This window comes from Aliivibrio wodanis (assembly GCF_052920805.1).
On sequence record NZ_JBREXA010000010.1, the window covers coordinates 1 to 20,394 of the forward strand.

General features: G+C 36.6%; 22 protein-coding genes. 5 read left to right on the plus strand and 17 right to left on the minus strand.

Annotation, left to right across the window (positions count from 1 at the left end; genetic code table 11):
* Window positions 1-242: 242 nt before the first annotated feature.
* The 7 genes from ACU5DF_RS23465 to ACU5DF_RS23495 form a co-directional block, all read right to left on the minus strand.
* A complete protein-coding gene (locus ACU5DF_RS23465; protein WP_446714340.1) occupies window positions 243-1,109 on the minus strand; it encodes a replication initiation protein in 867 nt (288 codons plus the stop codon).
* A gap of 587 nt (window positions 1,110-1,696) precedes the next feature.
* Window positions 1,697-2,206, minus strand: coding sequence for a PBECR2 nuclease fold domain-containing protein (locus ACU5DF_RS23470; protein ID WP_446714341.1), 510 nt, complete (start codon window positions 2,204-2,206; stop codon window positions 1,697-1,699).
* Window positions 2,207-2,208: 2 nt separating this feature from the next.
* On the minus strand, window positions 2,209-2,658 hold the full coding sequence (locus tag ACU5DF_RS23475) for a helix-turn-helix domain-containing protein (protein WP_446714342.1): 450 nt from the start codon (window positions 2,656-2,658) through the stop codon (window positions 2,209-2,211).
* An 810-nt stretch (window positions 2,659-3,468) separates the two neighbouring features.
* The gene (locus ACU5DF_RS23480; RefSeq protein ID WP_446714343.1) at window positions 3,469-3,651 is read right to left on the minus strand and encodes a YegP family protein; all 183 of its coding nucleotides are present in this window, start codon (window positions 3,649-3,651) and stop codon (window positions 3,469-3,471) included.
* A gap of 901 nt (window positions 3,652-4,552) precedes the next feature.
* A complete protein-coding gene (locus ACU5DF_RS23485) occupies window positions 4,553-4,675 on the minus strand; it encodes a hypothetical protein (protein ID WP_446714344.1) in 123 nt (40 codons plus the stop codon).
* A gap of 1,132 nt (window positions 4,676-5,807) precedes the next feature.
* A complete protein-coding gene (locus tag ACU5DF_RS23490; RefSeq protein WP_446714345.1) occupies window positions 5,808-6,098 on the minus strand; it encodes a BrxR family helix-turn-helix transcriptional regulator in 291 nt (96 codons plus the stop codon).
* Complete coding sequence (locus tag ACU5DF_RS23495; protein ID WP_446714346.1) at window positions 6,091-6,429, minus strand: hypothetical protein; 339 nt, start codon at window positions 6,427-6,429, stop codon at window positions 6,091-6,093. The genes ACU5DF_RS23490 and ACU5DF_RS23495 overlap by 8 nt, the downstream gene beginning before the upstream one ends.
* 827 nt (window positions 6,430-7,256) lie before the next feature.
* On the opposite strand from ACU5DF_RS23495, the gene ACU5DF_RS23500 reads away from it, so the two are divergent.
* From ACU5DF_RS23500 to ACU5DF_RS23510, 3 genes are all read left to right on the plus strand, one after another.
* On the plus strand, window positions 7,257-7,535 hold the full coding sequence (locus ACU5DF_RS23500) for a hypothetical protein (protein ID WP_446714347.1): 279 nt from the start codon (window positions 7,257-7,259) through the stop codon (window positions 7,533-7,535).
* A 145-nt stretch (window positions 7,536-7,680) separates the two neighbouring features.
* Complete coding sequence (locus ACU5DF_RS23505; protein ID WP_446714348.1) at window positions 7,681-8,214, plus strand: integrase domain-containing protein; 534 nt, start codon at window positions 7,681-7,683, stop codon at window positions 8,212-8,214.
* Window positions 8,215-8,217: 3 nt separating this feature from the next.
* Window positions 8,218-8,511 carry a hypothetical protein gene (locus tag ACU5DF_RS23510; RefSeq protein WP_274449490.1) on the plus strand — a complete coding sequence of 98 codons (294 nt, stop codon included), beginning with the start codon at window positions 8,218-8,220 and terminating at the stop codon, window positions 8,509-8,511.
* Between the two features lie 559 nt (window positions 8,512-9,070).
* On the opposite strand, the gene ACU5DF_RS23515 is transcribed toward ACU5DF_RS23510, so the two are convergent.
* The 7 genes from ACU5DF_RS23515 to ACU5DF_RS23545 form a co-directional block, all read right to left on the minus strand.
* Window positions 9,071-9,937, minus strand: coding sequence for a replication initiation protein (locus ACU5DF_RS23515; protein ID WP_446714340.1), 867 nt, complete (start codon window positions 9,935-9,937; stop codon window positions 9,071-9,073).
* 590 nt (window positions 9,938-10,527) lie between these two features.
* A complete protein-coding gene (locus tag ACU5DF_RS23520; RefSeq protein ID WP_446714341.1) occupies window positions 10,528-11,037 on the minus strand; it encodes a PBECR2 nuclease fold domain-containing protein in 510 nt (169 codons plus the stop codon).
* A 2-nt stretch (window positions 11,038-11,039) separates the two neighbouring features.
* Entirely contained in the window at window positions 11,040-11,489 is a 450-nt protein-coding gene (locus ACU5DF_RS23525; protein ID WP_446714342.1) for a helix-turn-helix domain-containing protein, read from the minus strand.
* An 806-nt stretch (window positions 11,490-12,295) separates the two neighbouring features.
* Window positions 12,296-12,481 (minus strand): YegP family protein, encoded by a 186-nt coding sequence (locus ACU5DF_RS23530; protein ID WP_446714349.1) that lies wholly within the window; start codon window positions 12,479-12,481, stop codon window positions 12,296-12,298.
* A gap of 900 nt (window positions 12,482-13,381) precedes the next feature.
* Window positions 13,382-13,504 (minus strand): hypothetical protein, encoded by a 123-nt coding sequence (locus ACU5DF_RS23535; protein WP_446714344.1) that lies wholly within the window; start codon window positions 13,502-13,504, stop codon window positions 13,382-13,384.
* A 1,133-nt stretch (window positions 13,505-14,637) separates the two neighbouring features.
* Entirely contained in the window at window positions 14,638-14,928 is a 291-nt protein-coding gene (locus ACU5DF_RS23540; protein WP_446714345.1) for a BrxR family helix-turn-helix transcriptional regulator, read from the minus strand.
* Window positions 14,921-15,259 (minus strand): hypothetical protein, encoded by a 339-nt coding sequence (locus tag ACU5DF_RS23545; protein WP_446714346.1) that lies wholly within the window; start codon window positions 15,257-15,259, stop codon window positions 14,921-14,923. Before ACU5DF_RS23545 ends, ACU5DF_RS23540 begins: the two co-directional genes overlap by 8 nt.
* A gap of 827 nt (window positions 15,260-16,086) precedes the next feature.
* On the opposite strand from ACU5DF_RS23545, the gene ACU5DF_RS23550 reads away from it, so the two are divergent.
* Both ACU5DF_RS23550 and ACU5DF_RS23555 read left to right on the plus strand, forming a co-directional pair.
* Entirely contained in the window at window positions 16,087-17,043 is a 957-nt protein-coding gene (locus ACU5DF_RS23550) for an integrase domain-containing protein (protein WP_446714350.1), read from the plus strand.
* 3 nt (window positions 17,044-17,046) lie between these two features.
* Entirely contained in the window at window positions 17,047-17,340 is a 294-nt protein-coding gene (locus ACU5DF_RS23555; RefSeq protein WP_274449490.1) for a hypothetical protein, read from the plus strand.
* A 665-nt stretch (window positions 17,341-18,005) separates the two neighbouring features.
* On the opposite strand, the gene ACU5DF_RS23560 is transcribed toward ACU5DF_RS23555, so the two are convergent.
* The 3 genes from ACU5DF_RS23560 to ACU5DF_RS23570 form a co-directional block, all read right to left on the minus strand.
* Window positions 18,006-18,767: a replication initiation protein gene (locus ACU5DF_RS23560; protein WP_446714351.1), complete on the minus strand. Its 762-nt coding sequence runs from the start codon at window positions 18,765-18,767 to the stop codon at window positions 18,006-18,008.
* Between the two features lie 587 nt (window positions 18,768-19,354).
* The gene (locus ACU5DF_RS23565) at window positions 19,355-19,864 is read right to left on the minus strand and encodes a PBECR2 nuclease fold domain-containing protein (protein ID WP_446714341.1); all 510 of its coding nucleotides are present in this window, start codon (window positions 19,862-19,864) and stop codon (window positions 19,355-19,357) included.
* Between the two features lie 2 nt (window positions 19,865-19,866).
* On the minus strand, window positions 19,867-20,316 hold the full coding sequence (locus tag ACU5DF_RS23570; protein WP_446714342.1) for a helix-turn-helix domain-containing protein: 450 nt from the start codon (window positions 20,314-20,316) through the stop codon (window positions 19,867-19,869).
* Window positions 20,317-20,394: the final 78 nt, after the last annotated feature.

Sequence of the window (20,394 nt, forward strand, 5' to 3'; positions counted from 1 at the left end):
AATTAGATATTTTTGAATTAGATAAGAAAAGAATATTAGCCGGGTTTAGAAAGGGGCTATATCTGAATTAAGAAAGGGCTATTCCGACATTAATGTATAACTAATAGGGAACCAATGAAAAAGGATCCGTATAACGATGAAAAAGATCCTTTTTTATCACTTTATCTGCTCACTTATTGAACAATGTGAATTATAGGCGTGACGAGTTCCACCCAGCTAAGAGCGTGACAAGGTCACTTAATTTAAGGTATTGGAGGGGCGAATTCCGCTTTTTTAACCGATAGTCCCATTCTACGAAGTAGATTGTTGGCCATCTTGGTGATGTTATTTTTTTCGGTACTGATTGGCCACTCTTTCGCTTTGATACGCTCAAGTAGCTTACGAGAAATATAAGCCAGGCGAGTCATTGGCTCCATATCAGCCAATTTAATCTTATAACTTGAGGTTGATTGAGTATGTCGATATTCCCATACACGCAGAATATTACTGTGACAGTAGGTTTTCAGAGCGATTTCTGCGTCGTATTTTTCTTGTCTTTTTGCATACTCAATTTCACGTCGCTTAATCTCAATGGAGCGCAAACGATCTAACTCATTCTGATTGATACCAAACATTTCATAGAACAACGGTGTGGTGCATAGCGTTCTTGGCAATCGGCCATCATGCAGAATATCTTGTATGGATTGACCACTGTGCTCAGGCTCGTACAACAAGCCCATGATAACCAATTCTTTCATGATCACTGAAATAGTCGAGCTCGATACCCCGATCTCTTTTCCAATCTCGATACACAAATGAGTCACGTTAATACAACCGGTTACCGCATCCGAATGGTAAGAAATCCAACGTAACGTATTTTCAATATTACGCTTATGTACTTCTTTAAATGAGAGATTACGCTTACGCATACCGACCTCAACCAACTTATGAACTAAGAAAGGCCATTGCGAATTTACCCACGCGCCATACTTCTCAATCGTGTTGAATAACTTTCGGTTTAAGGTTGGGATATATTTTTTCTTGCGATCACGGAACGGGATCACTTCATATTCAGAAGTTAAAGATTCTAGGGGATGCCATGTATTTAGGGGGGGAAGTGTCGCTTTCATTCATTCGTCTCTTGTAATTACAGGCTAGATAGCTATAATCACAACTACTCAAGCAAGTCTGTTTTGTTTGGGTATGCAGTTAGAATTTCTCAGGTTCTTAGCTGCCCTCTGTTCAAAGTGTTGACGCACTAAGAACGGAAACTATTAAAGCATTAAGCCCTACGTACTTCAAGTGCATAGGGCTTTTTTGTTTTTACGCCATTGTTTTTTTTCATACATCAAGTGAATGCCGACCAGTTTATTTTCGTTAAATCGGCTATTCCCCCTCCCCAGTATCGACCAAACTAGCTTAACGTTTACTACACATTGATTAATTAACGGATTAATTGACAGAATACCTACAACTAAACCTTCAAAAATTCATTATGTCTTGTATTCAATTTGATATAGGGGGATTGCATTATAGTGGTAGTAGTATATTATTTAATAAGTGAAAGCGCGAAACAATCTGGTCTCTTTGCCAATAGATTGCGTAGGAACCCAATAATCAAAAGAGTGATTGTGTAGGGTGAGACCTTTCCTTCCTTTTCTCTTGAGGATTATAAAAAAGAGATTAATAGAAGGCGGTCTCATTGAGACCGCCTTTCTTAATTTCGACTATATACTAAATGTCCATTCCTATGCTTATTGAGCTTTTTGGCATCGCAATGCATAAAGTTCCATAGCCATCTTTGTTCGTTTTCTTGTTTGACAGCTATAGCTAGCATTTGTTTTTTTCCTTTGAATGCTCCTATAAAAACTCGTCTTACTGAACCATCATCGTACTCCACATCATAGATTTCATATGGATTTAAAATGGTCGATATTGCAAAGTTAAGATAACGTTCACGTGCATCTTTTCGTTTTTCTACTATGTGTGGGATAGTAGATTCATGTACAACAACGTTGCCGATGGGAGACTCTAGTATGCAGAGTCCGTTTTTAACATTTAATTTATTATGAATTAAAGATATAGCGTTTTCTTGTGAGTCACATGCTTTGATGATTTCTTCTTCATCTAACAGATCTTGATCATCAAGATGTCTAAGGTCTTGTCTTTCATATTCAATCCATGTTTTTTGCCCTCTTATTGCTTGTGAAATAGTTTTACTTTTCAAAATTATTTACCTCCTCTACGTAATCGTCCATCCTCTTTTTTTCTTTGTTCTTTAATTTTTGTTAGTATTTTTGATTCAATTTTTAATTTCTCAACAAGACCACTTAAGTCGTATGAGTTAGATGTTTGACCTCCTTTTTCATAAAAACGAGCCTCTCTTTTAAGTAGGCCTTTATCTTCAAGGCTCTTCATTGATTTTCTTACTGTAGTTGCATCCCTATTAATGAATTCAGCAATTGTTGTTTTTGATGGAAATGGTGATTTATCGTCTTCCCACCAAAATTTTAGTAATACCAGTAATATGTTCATCTCTGTTGGGTTTAATTCAAGAGCCCGTTGACGTTCTATTAACGTATTTGGAATTGCTGTCCACCCACTATCAACAACACATTTTCCCCACCGTTTACTAAGCTTTTGAGGCTTGTCTTGAGGGGCGGCTTTCATCACTGTCATTTTATATAAGCACCTTGTTTCTAAGCTTCTATTTTTATTATATGAAAAAAATCATAGGACTAAAATAGTGCTCGGGGGGGTAATAATTCCTAGGGCAGTATTATATGTTATATATGTGTGTATCGTTATGTATAGTTATAATGTGTATTTTTAAAGTTATGTCTTATTTGTAAGGTGTTTTTGACTTGGGGAGGGAGGTATTTTCGTCCTTGTGGGGAGGCTTCTTTTCCTACGCTAGGGAGGGGAAAATGCTTATATCGTTTTATTTTAATTTGTTAATAAAGAAAGAATGAAGGGTAATTTTAAACATGAGTCGAGTGTTACCCACACATAGCTATATTGTAAGTAGCTGCTGTCCGAAGACATATTTAACATAACGAGCACGAACAATTCGATGCGCGATATGCACATTAAGTGAAATCAGTTCAGAACGGTATGGTTGTGTAACGTCCAGACGCGAAAAAGGCCGCTAGATTTAACGGCCTTTCTGTCTATTTTTATTATAAGCAAAACACGTAAACTTTTTTCTATTATCCAAAAATCTGTACGCGACATGGCTGTTAAGTTAAATTCGCAGCTGCGAATCACACGTGTAAATCGCATAAAACACCTGTGATATATGTATACCCCCGAAGGTGGGGAAATAAAAAATTCGGTAAGACATTAGTGCAGGATATGCACGTTACGTTAAATCAACTCAGAACGCGCATGATCGTGTAACGTCCAGATACGAAAAAGGCCGCCAATTTAAGCGACCTTCGATTCGTGATACGGGAACTATGTAAAATTAACTTCCCGAAATATTTTATGTTAAATCTTTAATTTCTGTTGTAGAACCATTTCCTCTTGTACCGATTTAATACCGTTTTCAGCGGCCTGCTTACTTGTATACATCTCACTTGTTGCAATAACTTGACCATTAGATGCTTTTAAAACAAACCAAAATGGTTGATCGGTAATTTTTGATGATTTTTTTATTTCGTAATGTCCCACGATAAATTCCTTATACTTAATTTATATGACATATTCATACGTAAAAGATCTTGGGGCTTATCAATAAAATGCAATTCAACAAATATGGTTATCGTGACGAAGCTCAATTTTCACCCAGAATTTGTTAGCCAAAATCATGTTAGGTTTATAAATTCTGTTAGCCCAAATTTAATACGCGATATGTGCGTTACGTTAAATACCATCAAACCAGTCAACAGCCACACCAAACAAACGGATAGCCTTTACAAGCAAAAATAAGAATTGAATTATAGCTTGAATTTTTTTCATGTTTTTCTCCAAAAAATTAGTTGAATATCTATTCTCTTTACAAAAACTGTGGATATAAAAAAAAGCCACCAGGAAGGCAGCCTTTCTCTATAAGGGGACGGTATTACTAAGAATATAAAGACAAATCGAAACTTCCCTAAAAATTTAACCGGGTTAAATTTTAGAGGTTCAGGATATTACTGTTACTCCTTCTCTATTAGTGTGTGCTTATACAAATCCGACATTGTCTGTTTTCTCAGATTAATAAGAAAACCGGTGCAGGATATGCGCATTACGTAAAATCAGTCCAGAACGCGTGTGATCGTGTAACGTCCAGACAGGGGAGAGTTTGGATATCGGACATTATTGTACGGTAGTGATACTGATGTGATCTATCCCGTTTGGGTGTACCTCAATGAGATAGGGCGTTGCAGGATAAATGACATCAATGCGTTAACTTAAATGCGATAGGCATTTGAAGTAATCAATGGGTTAGCCCCGTGAACTGAAGAAATTTTGCTCTTTCTTAACGTACAATAATTTTCGATATCCAAACTGACCCCATACACGAAAAAGGCCGCTAAAATTTAGCGACCTTTACGATTCGTAGAATCGGCTATTATGTTGAATTAACTTATTTCAACATAAATAATTTAGACCTCTCAGTAACGCTACCAAACCAAAAGCCACAATTGAAAGTGATAACAAGCAATGTTACGCCACCAATACCCACAGAAAATAATTCAATGAATGTCATATTTATTTACTCATTTTTGCAAATAGGCTAACAGTGCTATCATTTAATTGACGGATAATACGCACCATTACCTAATGTTGCTGTTGTTTATAATTGGAAGTTGTAAGAGGCGGGAACCTCTTACAACTTCTTCCGTTTTTTATGTTACTCATTTATTTTACCATCAATTTTCCTATGTCAAGTGCCAGAACATCTTAAGAAAAACACCAACAACAAAATCATATATCACCAACTAAACATCAAATTCCAAGTGGAAAAATTATTTATTCAGAGATAAATACAAACAAGGTAAATCCAATATTATTTTAAATTGGCTCATACTAAGAATAACCTCAGTTGATGCTCTTCTCTAAGGAGGTGTCAAAACTGATGCGCGATATGTGCGTTACGTTAAATACCATCAAACCAGTCAACAGCTACACCAAACAAACGGATAGCCTTTACAAGCAAAAATAAGAATTGAATTATAGCTTGAATTTTTTTCATGTTTTTCTCCAAAAAATTAGTTGAATATCTATTCTCTTTACAAAAACTGTGGATATAAAAAAAGCCACCAGGAAGGCAGCCTTTCTCTATAAGGGGACGGTATTACTAAGAATATAAATACAAATCAAAAATTTAACTGGGTTAAATTTTTGAGGTTCAGGATATTACTGTTACTCCTTATCTATAAGTTAGTGGTAATTGAAATTGGTCGAGATACGGAAGTTACGTAAAATCCAGATAGAAGCGACATAGAAAAACATCAGTAATGTTTTTTCTATAAGTGAATGCCTATACAAATCCGACACTGTCTGTTTTCTCAGATTAATAAGAAAAGCGGTGCAGGATATGCCCCTTATGTTAAATCCGTAAGTTAGCCTATGAAAACCATGCTTTCGCAGCCTCAGAAGTCCACAGTGCCGCTTTTCAGATATAAACCTAACCGATACCCCCCTAAACACGTTTGAAAGTTTATGACGCTTTCAGGGCGATTTACAGGGCAATAAAATCTCGATCCATTTGAGATAAAAATCACCCTGTAAGGTCTATTTTAAGCATTTATCGTTACGCTAAATTTGAATTCATTAAAATTCATCACAATTTAATGAATTCTAAATATGAACAATGCAAATATAGAAAACTGTGTTAACTAATTCACTTCAAAAGTACCAAAAACAATGATCAACGCATCGACATATTCACCGGCTCCAGATTCAAGAAAAACCGGTTTAAAATTACTGCAGGCGATGTATTTCTTTTTAGATGGTACATATGTCATCGATCCTGGATTTGCAGTTAAGTAAACTTGAAAGACTTTACTGACTTTCTGGCGACCAAGGCCCAGGTGAAAATAAATATCTTTACTTGTAACATGTCCGTTTAGTTTTAATTTTGCGTCTATCAATTTTAAAACGACTTCATCTAATAGCGGTTTACTCATTTTCAATTTCATCCTCTAAAATCTTTTGAAGGTTCTTTAGCTCGACAAGTACGTTATTAATCGCCGATTTAACTTCAAACGTTTGTCCCTTTTTGTCTTGTTCTAGCTGCTCAATACGTTTTGTAATGTGCTCATTAATGTCAAAATCCATATCATCACTCTTATACTTCGTAATTAACGCCTCTACCTTCCCGACAAGCTGAGAAGGGACTCTAATTAACTTACTTCCAGCGCCTTTTTTTCTCCCCGAACCGGCTCTTGATCCACCGTGGCCATAATTTCCTTTTTCTTCAGTAAGTAGATCTAACTGTTTTTCTTTTTTTGCCATCATGATAACCTTGATTTCTGTTACGGAAATCAAGGTTATCAGTTTTCTTTGCTCAAATATAGAAAACTGTTTTAAATATATAGAAATCTGTTTCCCACAAGAGCTTAGTTTGACAACATTACGCAGCAGTGAGATGATCACTCCATCAATTTACAGTTGAGTCGTTTTGGCTGTAAGCTCTTCTGAGTAACGACAACTTTCTTCCATGCGCTTTGCTGCGCATGTACCACACACCCACCGGTGTGGCCCGGATCGTCGGGAGTGGAACCTATAGCTATTTCTTAGCTACATACCAATTGATTATTTCCAACTTATGCAAGATATCTTGCAGCTGCTTGGCTACGTCAAATTTATCACCTGATGATTTACTCATAACCTACTCTCATCGCGTCTAATTTTTTTATAAAAATTAGACGCGGAATACCGCTATTTGCTGAAAACCCTTTCGCCATAAGCCTTAAACACAATAATTTATTGTTGCCTTCAATCAAATGGCCGGAAGTTTTGGAAAGTACATAGTGAAAAATCTCAATGTTGAGGTATCGAAATACGAAATTATGTTCGTATTTAATGCAAACGGTACGGCACTGAGAAAGAGAGCAAAAAACAACAGCGTATCGCTGTGTTCTCACAATAGATCAGAGTCTGCAAAATGACGTTCAAGAAGCACAACTTGCTGATCTTAAAAAATAAATGTGCGTAATCTCTTAACTAAACATCAATGATGAGCATCTGTGAGAATACAAAATACTAGGCGTAAAAATACATAATTCAAGAAAGGAAATTACATAACTAAGCGTAAAAATACATGATTCTAGAAGGTAAATTACATGGATAGAAAACTGCACGTAAGAAATTTTGGCCTTGGCTCTCGTGATATGAGCCGAGCGCTTGTTGCTGCCTACAAAATGAAGGGGAACGGTGACAATTCAACACACAATTCGAAAAGTGCCTTCAATGATTTTGCAAAACACATGAAAGAAGAATTTGAGATAAAGGATCTACGAAAAATAGAAAAATCTCACGTTCAGTCTTATGCAGGATCCTTAAATCAGCGTTTTGAAGAAGAAAAAATGAAGTGCTTCAACTGCCCAAAATTACTTATCTAAAATCAATGTTGCGCTATCTCATGCTCGATGTGATCACCAGCTTCATATCAATCCTGTAAAAGATGCCGGCTTACCGAATCGAACAGGGATCGCAACCAGCAACCACAGCGTCACACTGGCAGAGCACAATCATGCTGTAAATAACGTGTCTGAGCGACTAGGAGCCATTATCACGCTTGAAAGAGAGTTTGGTCTACGATTCAAAGAATCGTGTCTTATTGACGCAAAGAGCGCTCTTCAGGAAGCAATTAACAAGCAAGTGATCACGGTTGAGTTTGGAACAAAAGGCGGAAAAGAAAGAACTATCCCAATTTCATCTCATACTCAAATATCAGCACTGGAAAGAGCTGCAGATATTCAAAAACATGAGCACTCGATGATCCCTGCAGAGCAAAAGTGGTCACAATTTCAAAATCAATCTTATCGAGAGATCCACTCACTTGGTTTTACATTCCATTCCGAACGACATCATTTTGCCAATCATCGATATGAAAAATTAACCGGTGCATTAAGCCCTGTATTAGCAAACGTACCTCATTCAACCCATCACCAATACCTGGCAACCACGTTAAACATCTCAAAACAAGACGCACGACAGTTAGATCATCAAGCCCGATTACAGATATCAAAAGAACTTGGCCACGAACGTATATCAATAACGAACAACTATTTGGGATAAAGCATGCATCCACAAACCCACTTTGAAATAAGACAAACCCTGATCGTTTACAGTACCAAAGGAAAAAAATCGGCGTACAAAAAGAAACAAATGAAACGATTAATTGCCATCATTGACGATATTTTCAAACACGAACCAATCTCATCCTTAGAAAGCATAGGGAAAAGACAAATTATTGGTTATTGGAAACGACATGAAAATGAATCAGTGAAAACAAGAAGAGAAAAATACTCAATCTTAGTTCATTTTTTTAGAGTCTCTAATCCTCAAGTTACTGTACCAGAGCCTAAGCCATAACAAGGGTATTAGAAATTACGCAGGTTGCGTTATGCAACTTGCGTAATTTCGAGCTCGCGGCGCATTTCCTTTCTTGCTAGACCATCGCGAAGCGATAAGAACTACCCCATTTCTTTTAGAGTGTGATTCATCTTCCTGTCGAATGACAAAAAGTACTTTCAGCGCGTATGACTGACCACATCAAAGAATTGATTGATTTTGTAAGGGGTTAATTTGCCCTTTAATTTTTAATGAAGAACTAAAGGAGTCTGAGGTTTTAAATAAAAATTAATGGGAGGTATCTAATGCTCTGCTCTTTTATCAACAAGCATTGGTGGAATTAGATATTTTTGAATTAGATAAGAAAAGAATATTAGCCGGGTTTAGAAAGGGGCTATATCTGAATTAAGAAAGGGCTATTCCGACATTAATGTATAACTAATAGGGAACCAATGAAAAAGGATCCGTATAACGATGAAAAAGATCCTTTTTTATCACTTTATCTGCTCACTTATTGAACAATGTGAATTATAGGCGTGACGAGTTCCACCCAGCTAAGAGCGTGACAAGGTCACTTAATTTAAGGTATTGGAGGGGCGAATTCCGCTTTTTTAACCGATAGTCCCATTCTACGAAGTAGATTGTTGGCCATCTTGGTGATGTTATTTTTTTCGGTACTGATTGGCCACTCTTTCGCTTTGATACGCTCAAGTAGCTTACGAGAAATATAAGCCAGGCGAGTCATTGGCTCCATATCAGCCAATTTAATCTTATAACTTGAGGTTGATTGAGTATGTCGATATTCCCATACACGCAGAATATTACTGTGACAGTAGGTTTTCAGAGCGATTTCTGCGTCGTATTTTTCTTGTCTTTTTGCATACTCAATTTCACGTCGCTTAATCTCAATGGAGCGCAAACGATCTAACTCATTCTGATTGATACCAAACATTTCATAGAACAACGGTGTGGTGCATAGCGTTCTTGGCAATCGGCCATCATGCAGAATATCTTGTATGGATTGACCACTGTGCTCAGGCTCGTACAACAAGCCCATGATAACCAATTCTTTCATGATCACTGAAATAGTCGAGCTCGATACCCCGATCTCTTTTCCAATCTCGATACACAAATGAGTCACGTTAATACAACCGGTTACCGCATCCGAATGGTAAGAAATCCAACGTAACGTATTTTCAATATTACGCTTATGTACTTCTTTAAATGAGAGATTACGCTTACGCATACCGACCTCAACCAACTTATGAACTAAGAAAGGCCATTGCGAATTTACCCACGCGCCATACTTCTCAATCGTGTTGAATAACTTTCGGTTTAAGGTTGGGATATATTTTTTCTTGCGATCACGGAACGGGATCACTTCATATTCAGAAGTTAAAGATTCTAGGGGATGCCATGTATTTAGGGGGGGAAGTGTCGCTTTCATTCATTCGTCTCTTGTAATTACAGGCTAGATAGCTATAATCACAACTACTCAAGCAAGTCTGTTTTGTTTTTTGGGTATGCAGTTAGAATTTCTCAGGTTCTTAGCTGCCCTCTGTTCAAAGTGTTGACGCACTAAGAACGGAAACTATTAAAGCATTAAGCCCTACGTACTTCAAGTGCATAGGGCTTTTTTGTTTTTACGCCATTGTTTTTTTTCATACATCAAGTGAATGCCGACCAGTTTATTTTCGTTAAATCGGCTATTCCCCCTCCCCAGTATCGACCAAACTAGCTTAACGTTTACTACACATTGATTAATTAACGGATTAATTGACAGAATACCTACAACTAAACCTTCAAAAATTCATTATGTCTTGTATTCAATTTGATATAGGGGGATTGCATTATAGTGGTAGTAGTATATTATTTAATAAGTGAAAGCGCGAAACAATCTGGTCTCTTTGCCAATAGATTGCGTAGGAACCCAATAATCAAAAGAGTGATTGTGTAGGGTGAGACCTTTCCTTCCTTTTCTCTTGAGGATTATAAAAAAGAGATTAATAGAAGGCGGTCTCATTGAGACCGCCTTTCTTAATTTCGACTATATACTAAATGTCCATTCCTATGCTTATTGAGCTTTTTGGCATCGCAATGCATAAAGTTCCATAGCCATCTTTGTTCGTTTTCTTGTTTGACAGCTATAGCTAGCATTTGTTTTTTTCCTTTGAATGCTCCTATAAAAACTCGTCTTACTGAACCATCATCGTACTCCACATCATAGATTTCATATGGATTTAAAATGGTCGATATTGCAAAGTTAAGATAACGTTCACGTGCATCTTTTCGTTTTTCTACTATGTGTGGGATAGTAGATTCATGTACAACAACGTTGCCGATGGGAGACTCTAGTATGCAGAGTCCGTTTTTAACATTTAATTTATTATGAATTAAAGATATAGCGTTTTCTTGTGAGTCACATGCTTTGATGATTTCTTCTTCATCTAACAGATCTTGATCATCAAGATGTCTAAGGTCTTGTCTTTCATATTCAATCCATGTTTTTTGCCCTCTTATTGCTTGTGAAATAGTTTTACTTTTCAAAATTATTTACCTCCTCTACGTAATCGTCCATCCTCTTTTTTTCTTTGTTCTTTAATTTTTGTTAGTATTTTTGATTCAATTTTTAATTTCTCAACAAGACCACTTAAGTCGTATGAGTTAGATGTTTGACCTCCTTTTTCATAAAAACGAGCCTCTCTTTTAAGTAGGCCTTTATCTTCAAGGCTCTTCATTGATTTTCTTACTGTAGTTGCATCCCTATTAATGAATTCAGCAATTGTTGTTTTTGATGGAAATGGTGATTTATCGTCTTCCCACCAAAATTTTAGTAATACCAGTAATATGTTCATCTCTGTTGGGTTTAATTCAAGAGCCCGTTGACGTTCTATTAACGTATTTGGAATTGCTGTCCACCCACTATCAACAACACATTTTCCCCACCGTTTACTAAGCTTTTGAGGCTTGTCTTGAGGGGCGGCTTTCATCACTGTCATTTTATATAAGCACCTTGTTTCTAAGCTTCTATTTTTATTATATGAAAAAAATCATAGGACTAAAATAGTGCTCGGGGGGGTAATAATTCCTAGGGCAGTATTATATGTTATATATGTGTGTATCGTTATGTATAGTTATAATGTGTATTTTTAAAGTTATGTCTTATTTGTAAGGTGTTTTTGACTTGGGGAGGGAGGTATTTTCGTCCTTGTGGGGAGGCTTCTTTTCCTACGCTAGGGAGGGGAAAATGCTTATATCGTTTTATTTTAATTTGTTAATAAAGAAAGAATGAAGGGTAATTTTAAACATGAGTCGAGTGTTACCCACACATAGCTATATTGTAAGTAGCTGCTGTCCGAAGACATATTTAACATAACGAGCACGAACAATTCGATGCGCGATATGCACATTAAGTGAAATCAGTTCAGAACGGTATGGTTGTGTAACGTCCAGACGCGAAAAAGGCCGCTAGATTTAACGGCCTTTCTGTCTATTTTTATTATAAGCAAAACACGTAAGACTTTTTTCTATTATCCAAAAATCTGTACGCGACATGGCTGTTAAGTTAAATTCGCAGCTGCGAATCACACGTGTAAATCGCATAAAACACCTGTGATATATGTATACCCCCGAAGGTGGGGAAATAAAAAATTCGGTAAGACATTAGTGCAGGATATGCACGTTACGTTAAATCAACTCAGAACGCGCATGATCGTGTAACGTCCAGATACGAAAAAGGCCGCCAATTTAAGCGACCTTCGATTCGTGATACGGGAACTATGTAAAATTAACTTCCCGAAATATTTTATGTTAAATCTTTAATTTCTGTTGTAGAACCATTTTCTTGTACCGATTTAATACCGTTTTCAGCGGCCTGCTTACTTGTATACATCTCACTTGTTGCAATAACTTGACCATTAGATGCTTTTAAAACAAACCAAAATGGTTGATCGGTAATTTTTGATGATTTTTTTATTTCGTAATGTCCCACGATAAATTCCTTATACTTAATTTATATGACATATTCATACGTAAAAGATCTTGGGGCTTATCAATAAAATGCAATTCAACAAATATGGTTATCGTGACGAAGCTCAATTTTCACCCAGAATTTGTTAGCCAAAATCATGTTAGGTTTATAAATTCTGTTAGCCCAAATTTAATACGCGATATGTGCGTTACGTTAAATACCATCAAACCAGTCAACAGCCACACCAAACAAACGGATAGCCTTTACAAGCAAAAATAAGAATTGAATTATAGCTTGAATTTTTTTCATGTTTTTCTCCAAAAAATTAGTTGAATATCTATTCTCTTTACAAAAACTGTGGATATAAAAAAAGCCACCAGGAAGGCAGCCTTTCTCTATAAGGGGACGGTATTACTAAGAATATAAAGACAAATCGAAACTTCCCTAAAAATTTAACCGGGTTAAATTTTAGAGGTTCAGGATATTACTGTTACTCCTTCTCTATTAGTGTGTGCTTATACAAATCCGACATTGTCTGTTTTCTCCAGATTAATAAGAAAACCGGTGCAGGATATGCGCATTACGTAAAATCAGTCCAGAACGCGTGTGATCGTGTAACGTCCAGACAGGGGAGAGTTTGGATATCGGACATTATTGTACGGTAGTGATACTGATGTGATCTATCCCGTTTGGGTGTACCTCAATGAGATAGGGCGTTGCAGGATAAATGACATCAATGCGTTAACTTAAATGCGATAGGCATTTGAAGTAATCAATGGGTTAGCCCCGTGAACTGAAGAAATTTTGCTCTTTCTTAACGTACAATAATTTTCGATATCCAAACTGACCCCATACACGAAAAAGGCCGCTAAATTTAGCGACCTTTACGATTCGTAGAATCGGCTATTATGTTGAATTAACTTATTTCAACATAAATAATTTAGACCTCTCAGTAACGCTACCAAACCAAAAGCCACAATTGAAAGTGATAACAAGCAATGTTACGCCACCAATACCCACAGAAAATAATTCAATGAATGTCATATTTATTTACTCATTTTTGCAAATAGGCTAACAGTGCTATCATTTAATTGACGGATAATACGCACCATTACCTAATGTTGCTGTTGTTTATAATTGGAAGTTGTAAGAGGCGGGAACCTCTTACAACTTCTTCCGTTTTTTATGTTACTCATTTATTTTACCATCAATTTTCCTATGTCAAGTGCCAGAACATCTTAAGAAAAACACCAACAACAAAATCATATATCACCAACTAAACATCAAATTCCAAGTGGAAAAATTATTTATTCAGAGATAAATACAAACAAGGTAAATCCAATATTATTTTAAATTGGCTCATACTAAGAATAACCTCAGTTGATGCTCTTCTCTAAGGAGGTGTCAAAACTGATGCGCGATATGTGCGTTACGTTAAATACCATCAAACCAGTCAACAGCTACACCAAACAAACGGATAGCCTTTACAAGCAAAAATAAGAATTGAATTATAGCTTGAATTTTTTTCATGTTTTTCTCCAAAAACATTAGTTGAATATCTATTCTCTTTACAAAAACTGTGGATATAAAAAAAGCCACCAGGAAGGCAGCCTTTCTCTATAAGGGGACGGTATTACTAAGAATATAAATACAAATCAAAAATTTAACTGGGTTAAATTTTTGAGGTTCAGGATATTACTGTTACTCCTTATCTATAAGTTAGTGGTAATTGAAATTGGTCGAGATACGGAAGTTACGTAAAATCCAGATAGAAGCGACATAGAAAAACATCAGTAATGTTTTTTCTATAAGTGAATGCCTATACAAATCCGACACTGTCTGTTTTCTCAGATTAATAAGAAAAGCGGTGCAGGATATGCCCCTTATGTTAAATCCGTAAGTTAGCCTATGAAAACCATGCTTTCGCAGCCTCAGAAGTCCACAGTGCCGCTTTTCAGATATAAACCTAACCGATACCCCCCTAAACACGTTTGAAAGTTTATGACGCTTTCAGGGCGATTTACAGGGCAATAAAATCTCGATCCATTTGAGATAAAAATCACCCTGTAAGGTCTATTTTAAGCATTTATCGTTACGCTAAATTTGAATTCATTAAAATTCATCACAATTTAATGAATTCTAAATATGAACAATGCAAATATAGAAAACTGTGTTAACTAATTCACTTCAAAAGTACCAAAAACAATGATCAACGCATCGACATATTCACCGGCTCCAGATTCAAGAAAAACCGGTTTAAAATTACTGCAGGCGATGTATTTCTTTTTAGATGGTACATATGTCATCGATCCTGGATTTGCAGTTAAGTAAACTTGAAAGACTTTACTGACTTTCTGGCGACCAAGGCCCAGGTGAAAATAAATATCTTTACTTGTAACATGTCCGTTTAGTTTTAATTTTGCGTCTATCAATTTTAAAACGACTTCATCTAATAGCGGTTTACTCATTTTCAATTTCATCCTCTAAAATCTTTTGAAGGTTCTTTAGCTCGACAAGTACGTTATTAATCGCCGATTTAACTTCAAACGTTTGTCCCTTTTTGTCTTGTTCTAGCTGCTCAATACGTTTTGTAATGTGCTCATTAATGTCAAAATCCATATCATCACTCTTATACTTCGTAATTAACGCCTCTACCTTCCCGACAAGCTGAGAAGGGACTCTAATTAACTTACTTCCAGCGCCTTTTTTTCTCCCCGAACCGGCTCTTGATCCACCGTGGCCATAATTTCCTTTTTCTTCAGTAAGTAGATCTAACTGTTTTTCTTTTTTTGCCATCATGATAACCTTGATTTCTGTTACGGAAATCAAGGTTATCAGTTTTCTTTGCTCAAATATAGAAAACTGTTTTAAATATATAGAAATCTGTTTCCCACAAGAGCTTAGTTTGACAACATTACGCAGCAGTGAGATGATCACTCCATCAATTTACAGTTGAGTCGTTTTGGCTGTAAGCTCTTCTGAGTAACGACAACTTTCTTCCATGCGCTTTGCTGCGCATGTACCACACACCCACCGGTGTGGCCCGGATCGTCGGGAGTGGAACCTATAGCTATTTCTTAGCTACATACCAATTGATTATTTCCAACTTATGCAAGATATCTTGCAGCTGCTTGGCTACGTCAAATTTATCACCTGATGATTTACTCATAACCTACTCTCATCGCGTCTAATTTTTTTATAAAAATTAGACGCGGAATACCGCTATTTGCTGAAAACCCTTTCGCCATAAGCCTTAAACACAATAATTTATTGTTGCCTTCAATCAAATGGCCGGAAGTTTTGGAAAGTACATAGTGAAAAATCTCAATGTTGAGGTATCGAAATACGAAATTATGTTCGTATTTAATGCAAACGGTACGGCACTGAGAAAGAGAGCAAAAAACAACAGCGTATCGCTGTGTTCTCACAATAGATCAGAGTCTGCAAAATGACGTTCAAGAAGCACAACTTGCTGATCTTAAAAAATAAATGTGCGTAATCTCTTAACTAAACATCAATGATGAGCATCTGTGAGAATACAAAATACTAGGCGTAAAAATACATAATTCAAGAAAGGAAATTACATAACTAAGCGTAAAAATACATGATTCTAGAAGGTAAATTACATGGATAGAAAACTGCACGTAAGAAATTTTGGCCTTGGCTCTCGTGATATGAGCCGAGCGCTTGTTGCTGCCTACAAAATGAAGGGGAACGGTGACAATTCAACACACAATTCGAAAAGTGCCTTCAATGATTTTGCAAAACACATGAAAGAAGAATTTGAGATAAAGGATCTACGAAAAATAGAAAAATCTCACGTTCAGTCTTATGCAGGATCCTTAAATCAGCGTTTTGAAGAAGAAAAAATGAGTGCTTCAACTGCCCAAAATTACTTATCTAAAATCAATGTTGCGCTATCTCATGCTCGATGTGATCACCAGCTTCATATCAATCCTGTAAAAGATGCCGGCTTACCGAATCGAACAGGGATCGCAACCAGCAACCACAGCGTCACACTGGCAGAGCACAATCATGCTGTAAATAACGTGTCTGAGCGACTAGGAGCCATTATCACGCTTGAAAGAGAGTTTGGTCTACGATTCAAAGAATCGTGTCTTATTGACGCAAAGAGCGCTCTTCAGGAAGCAATTAACAAGCAAGTGATCACGGTTGAGTTTGGAACAAAAGGCGGAAAAGAAAGAACTATCCCAATTTCATCTCATACTCAAATATCAGCACTGGAAAGAGCTGCAGATATTCAAAAACATGAGCACTCGATGATCCCTGCAGAGCAAAAGTGGTCACAATTTCAAAATCAATCTTATCGAGAGATCCACTCACTTGGTTTTACATTCCATTCCGAACGACATCATTTTGCCAATCATCGATATGAAAAATTAACCGGTGCATTAAGCCCTGTATTAGCAAACGTACCTCATTCAACCCATCACCAATACCTGGCAACCACGTTAAACATCTCAAAACAAGACGCACGACAGTTAGATCATCAAGCCCGATTACAGATATCAAAAGAACTTGGCCACGAACGTATATCAATAACGAACAACTATTTGGGATAAAGCATGCATCCACAAACCCACTTTGAAATAAGACAAACCCTGATCGTTTACAGTACCAAAGGAAAAAAATCGGCGTACAAAAAGAAACAAATGAAACGATTAATTGCCATCATTGACGATATTTTCAAACACGAACCAATCTCATCCTTAGAAAGCATAGGGAAAAGACAAATTATTGGTTATTGGAAACGACATGAAAATGAATCAGTGAAAACAAGAAGAGAAAAATACTCAATCTTAGTTCATTTTTTTAGAGTCTCTAATCCTCAAGTTACTGTACCAGAGCCTAAGCCATAACAAGGGTATTAGAAATTACGCAGGTTGCGTTATGCAACTTGCGTAATTTCGAGCTCGCGGCGCATTTCCTTTCTTGCTAGACCATCGCGAAGCGATAAGAACTACCCCATTTCTTTTAGAGTGTGATTCATCTTCCTGTCGAATGACAAAAAGTACTTTCAGCGCGTATGACTGACCACATCAAAGAATTGATTGATTTTGTAAGGGGTTAATTTGCCCTTTAATTTTTAATGAAGAACTAAAGGAGTCTGAGGTTTTAAATAAAAATTAATGGGAGGTATCTAATGCTCTGCTCTTTTATCAACAAGCATTGGTGGAATTAGATATTTTTGAATTAGATAAGAAAAGAATATTAGCCGGGTTTAGAAAGGGGCTATATCTGAATTAAGAAAGGGCTATTCCGACATTAATGTATAACTAATAGGGAACCAATGAAAAAGGATCCGTATAACGATGAAAAAGATCCTTTTTTATCACTTTATCTGCTCACTTATTGAACAATGTGAATTATAGGCGTGACGAGTTCCACCCAGCTAAGAGCGTGACAAGGTCACTTAATTTAAGGTATTGGAGGGGCGAATTCCGCTTTTTTAACCGATAGTCCCATTCTACGAAGTAGATTGTTGGCCATCTTGGTGATGTTATTTTTTTCGGTACTGATTGGCCTACTCTTTCGCTTTGATACGCTCAAGTAGCTTACGAGAAATATAAGCCAGGCGAGTCATTGGCTCCATATCAGCCAATTTAATCTTATAACTTGAGGTTGATTGAGTATGTCGATATTCCCATACACGCAGAATATTACTGTGACAGTAGGTTTTCAGAGCGATTTCTGCGTCGTATTTTTCTTGTCTTTTTGCATACTCAATTTCACGTCGCTTAATCTCAATGGAGCGCAAACGATCTAACTCATTCTGATTGATACCAAACATTTCATAGAACAACGGTGTGGTGCATAGCGTTCTTGGCAATCGGCCATCATGCAGAATATCTTGTATGGATTGACCACTGTGCTCAGGCTCGTACAACAAGCCCATGATAACCAATTCTTTCATGATCACTGAAATAGTCGAGCTCGATACCCCGATCTCTTTTCCAATCTCGATACACAAATGAGTCACGTTAATACAACCGGTTACCGCATCCGAATGGTAAGAAATCCAACGTAACGTATTTTCAATATTACGCTTATGTACTTCTTTAAATGAGAGATTACGCTTACGCATACCGACCTCAACCAACTTATGAACTAAGAAAGGCCATTGCGAATTTACCCACGCGCCATACTTCTCAATCGTGTTGAATAACTTTCGGTTTAAGGTTGGGATATATTTTTTCTTGCGATCACGGAACGGGATCACTTCATATTCAGAAGTTAAAGATTCTAGGGGATGCCATGTATTTAGGGGGGGAAGTGTCGCTTTCATTCATTCGTCTCTTGTAATTACAGGCTAGATAGCTATAATCACAACTACTCAAGCAAGTCTGTTTTGTTTGGGTATGCAGTTAGAATTTCTCAGGTTCTTAGCTGCCCTCTGTTCAAAGTGTTGACGCACTAAGAACGGAAACTATTAAAGCATTAAGCCCTACGTACTTCAAGTGCATAGGGCTTTTTTGTTTTTACGCCATTGTTTTTTTTCATACATCAAGTGAATGCCGACCAGTTTATTTTCGTTAAATCGGCTATTCCCCCTCCCCAGTATCGACCAAACTAGCTTAACGTTTACTACACATTGATTAATTAACGGATTAATTGACAGAATACCTACAACTAAACCTTCAAAAATTCATTATGTCTTGTATTCAATTTGATATAGGGGGATTGCATTATAGTGGTAGTAGTATATTATTTAATAAGTGAAAGCGCGAAACAATCTGGTCTCTTTGCCAATAGATTGCGTAGGAACCCAATAATCAAAAGAGTGATTGTGTAGGGTGAGACCTTTCCTTCCTTTTCTCTTGAGGATTATAAAAAAGAGATTAATAGAAGGCGGTCTCATTGAGACCGCCTTTCTTAATTTCGACTATATACTAAATGTCCATTCCTATGCTTATTGAGCTTTTTGGCATCGCAATGCATAAAGTTCCATAGCCATCTTTGTTCGTTTTCTTGTTTGACAGCTATAGCTAGCATTTGTTTTTTTCCTTTGAATGCTCCTATAAAAACTCGTCTTACTGAACCATCATCGTACTCCACATCATAGATTTCATATGGATTTAAAATGGTCGATATTGCAAAGTTAAGATAACGTTCACGTGCATCTTTTCGTTTTTCTACTATGTGTGGGATAGTAGATTCATGTACAACAACGTTGCCGATGGGAGACTCTAGTATGCAGAGTCCGTTTTTAACATTTAATTTATTATGAATTAAAGATATAGCGTTTTCTTGTGAGTCACATGCTTTGATGATTTCTTCTTCATCTAACAGATCTTGATCATCAAGATGTCTAAGGTCTTGTCTTTCATATTCAATCCATGTTTTTTGCCCTCTTATTGCTTGTGAAATAGTTTTACTTTTCAAAATTATTTACCTCCTCTACGTAATCGTCCATCCTCTTTTTTTCTTTGTTCTTTAATTTTTGTTAGTATTTTTGATTCAATTTTTAATTTCTCAACAAGACCACTTAAGTCGTATGAGTTAGATGTTTGACCTCCTTTTTCATAAAAACGAGCCTCTCTTTTAAGTAGGCCTTTATCTTCAAGGCTCTTCATTGATTTTCTTACTGTAGTTGCATCCCTATTAATGAATTCAGCAATTGTTGTTTTTGATGGAAATGGTGATTTATCGTCTTCCCACCAAAATTTTAGTAATACCAGTAATATGTTCATCTCTGTTGGGTTTAATTCAAGAGCCCGTTGACGTTCTATTAACGTATTTGGAATTGCTGTCCACCCACTATCAACAACACATTTTCCCCACCGTTTACTAAGCTTTTGAGGCTTGTCTTGAGGGGCGGCTTTCATCACTGTCATTTTATATAAGCACCTTGTTTCTAAGCTTCTATTTTTATTATATGAAAAAAATCATAGGACTAAAATAGTGCTCGGGGG

What these genes read in the sequence shown, in the direction of transcription:
- ACU5DF_RS23465 (WP_446714340.1), bottom strand. Translation starts at nt 1,109, where the DNA reads ATGAAAGCGACACTTCCCCCCCTAAATACATGGCATCCCCTAGAATCT.
- ACU5DF_RS23475 (WP_446714342.1), bottom strand. Translation starts at nt 2,658, where the DNA reads ATGACAGTGATGAAAGCCGCCCCTCAAGACAAGCCTCAAAAGCTTAGT.
- ACU5DF_RS23485 (WP_446714344.1), bottom strand. Translation starts at nt 4,675, where the DNA reads ATGACATTCATTGAATTATTTTCTGTGGGTATTGGTGGCGTAACATTG.
- ACU5DF_RS23490 (WP_446714345.1), bottom strand. Translation starts at nt 6,098, where the DNA reads ATGAGTAAACCGCTATTAGATGAAGTCGTTTTAAAATTGATAGACGCA.
- ACU5DF_RS23495 (WP_446714346.1), bottom strand. Translation starts at nt 6,429, where the DNA reads ATGATGGCAAAAAAAGAAAAACAGTTAGATCTACTTACTGAAGAAAAA.
- ACU5DF_RS23500 (WP_446714347.1), top strand. Translation starts at nt 7,257, where the DNA reads ATGGATAGAAAACTGCACGTAAGAAATTTTGGCCTTGGCTCTCGTGAT.
- ACU5DF_RS23510 (WP_274449490.1), top strand. Translation starts at nt 8,218, where the DNA reads ATGCATCCACAAACCCACTTTGAAATAAGACAAACCCTGATCGTTTAC.
- ACU5DF_RS23515 (WP_446714340.1), bottom strand. Translation starts at nt 9,937, where the DNA reads ATGAAAGCGACACTTCCCCCCCTAAATACATGGCATCCCCTAGAATCT.
- ACU5DF_RS23525 (WP_446714342.1), bottom strand. Translation starts at nt 11,489, where the DNA reads ATGACAGTGATGAAAGCCGCCCCTCAAGACAAGCCTCAAAAGCTTAGT.
- ACU5DF_RS23535 (WP_446714344.1), bottom strand. Translation starts at nt 13,504, where the DNA reads ATGACATTCATTGAATTATTTTCTGTGGGTATTGGTGGCGTAACATTG.
- ACU5DF_RS23540 (WP_446714345.1), bottom strand. Translation starts at nt 14,928, where the DNA reads ATGAGTAAACCGCTATTAGATGAAGTCGTTTTAAAATTGATAGACGCA.
- ACU5DF_RS23545 (WP_446714346.1), bottom strand. Translation starts at nt 15,259, where the DNA reads ATGATGGCAAAAAAAGAAAAACAGTTAGATCTACTTACTGAAGAAAAA.
- ACU5DF_RS23550 (WP_446714350.1), top strand. Translation starts at nt 16,087, where the DNA reads ATGGATAGAAAACTGCACGTAAGAAATTTTGGCCTTGGCTCTCGTGAT.
- ACU5DF_RS23555 (WP_274449490.1), top strand. Translation starts at nt 17,047, where the DNA reads ATGCATCCACAAACCCACTTTGAAATAAGACAAACCCTGATCGTTTAC.
- ACU5DF_RS23560 (WP_446714351.1), bottom strand. Translation starts at nt 18,767, where the DNA reads ATGAAAGCGACACTTCCCCCCCTAAATACATGGCATCCCCTAGAATCT.
- ACU5DF_RS23570 (WP_446714342.1), bottom strand. Translation starts at nt 20,316, where the DNA reads ATGACAGTGATGAAAGCCGCCCCTCAAGACAAGCCTCAAAAGCTTAGT.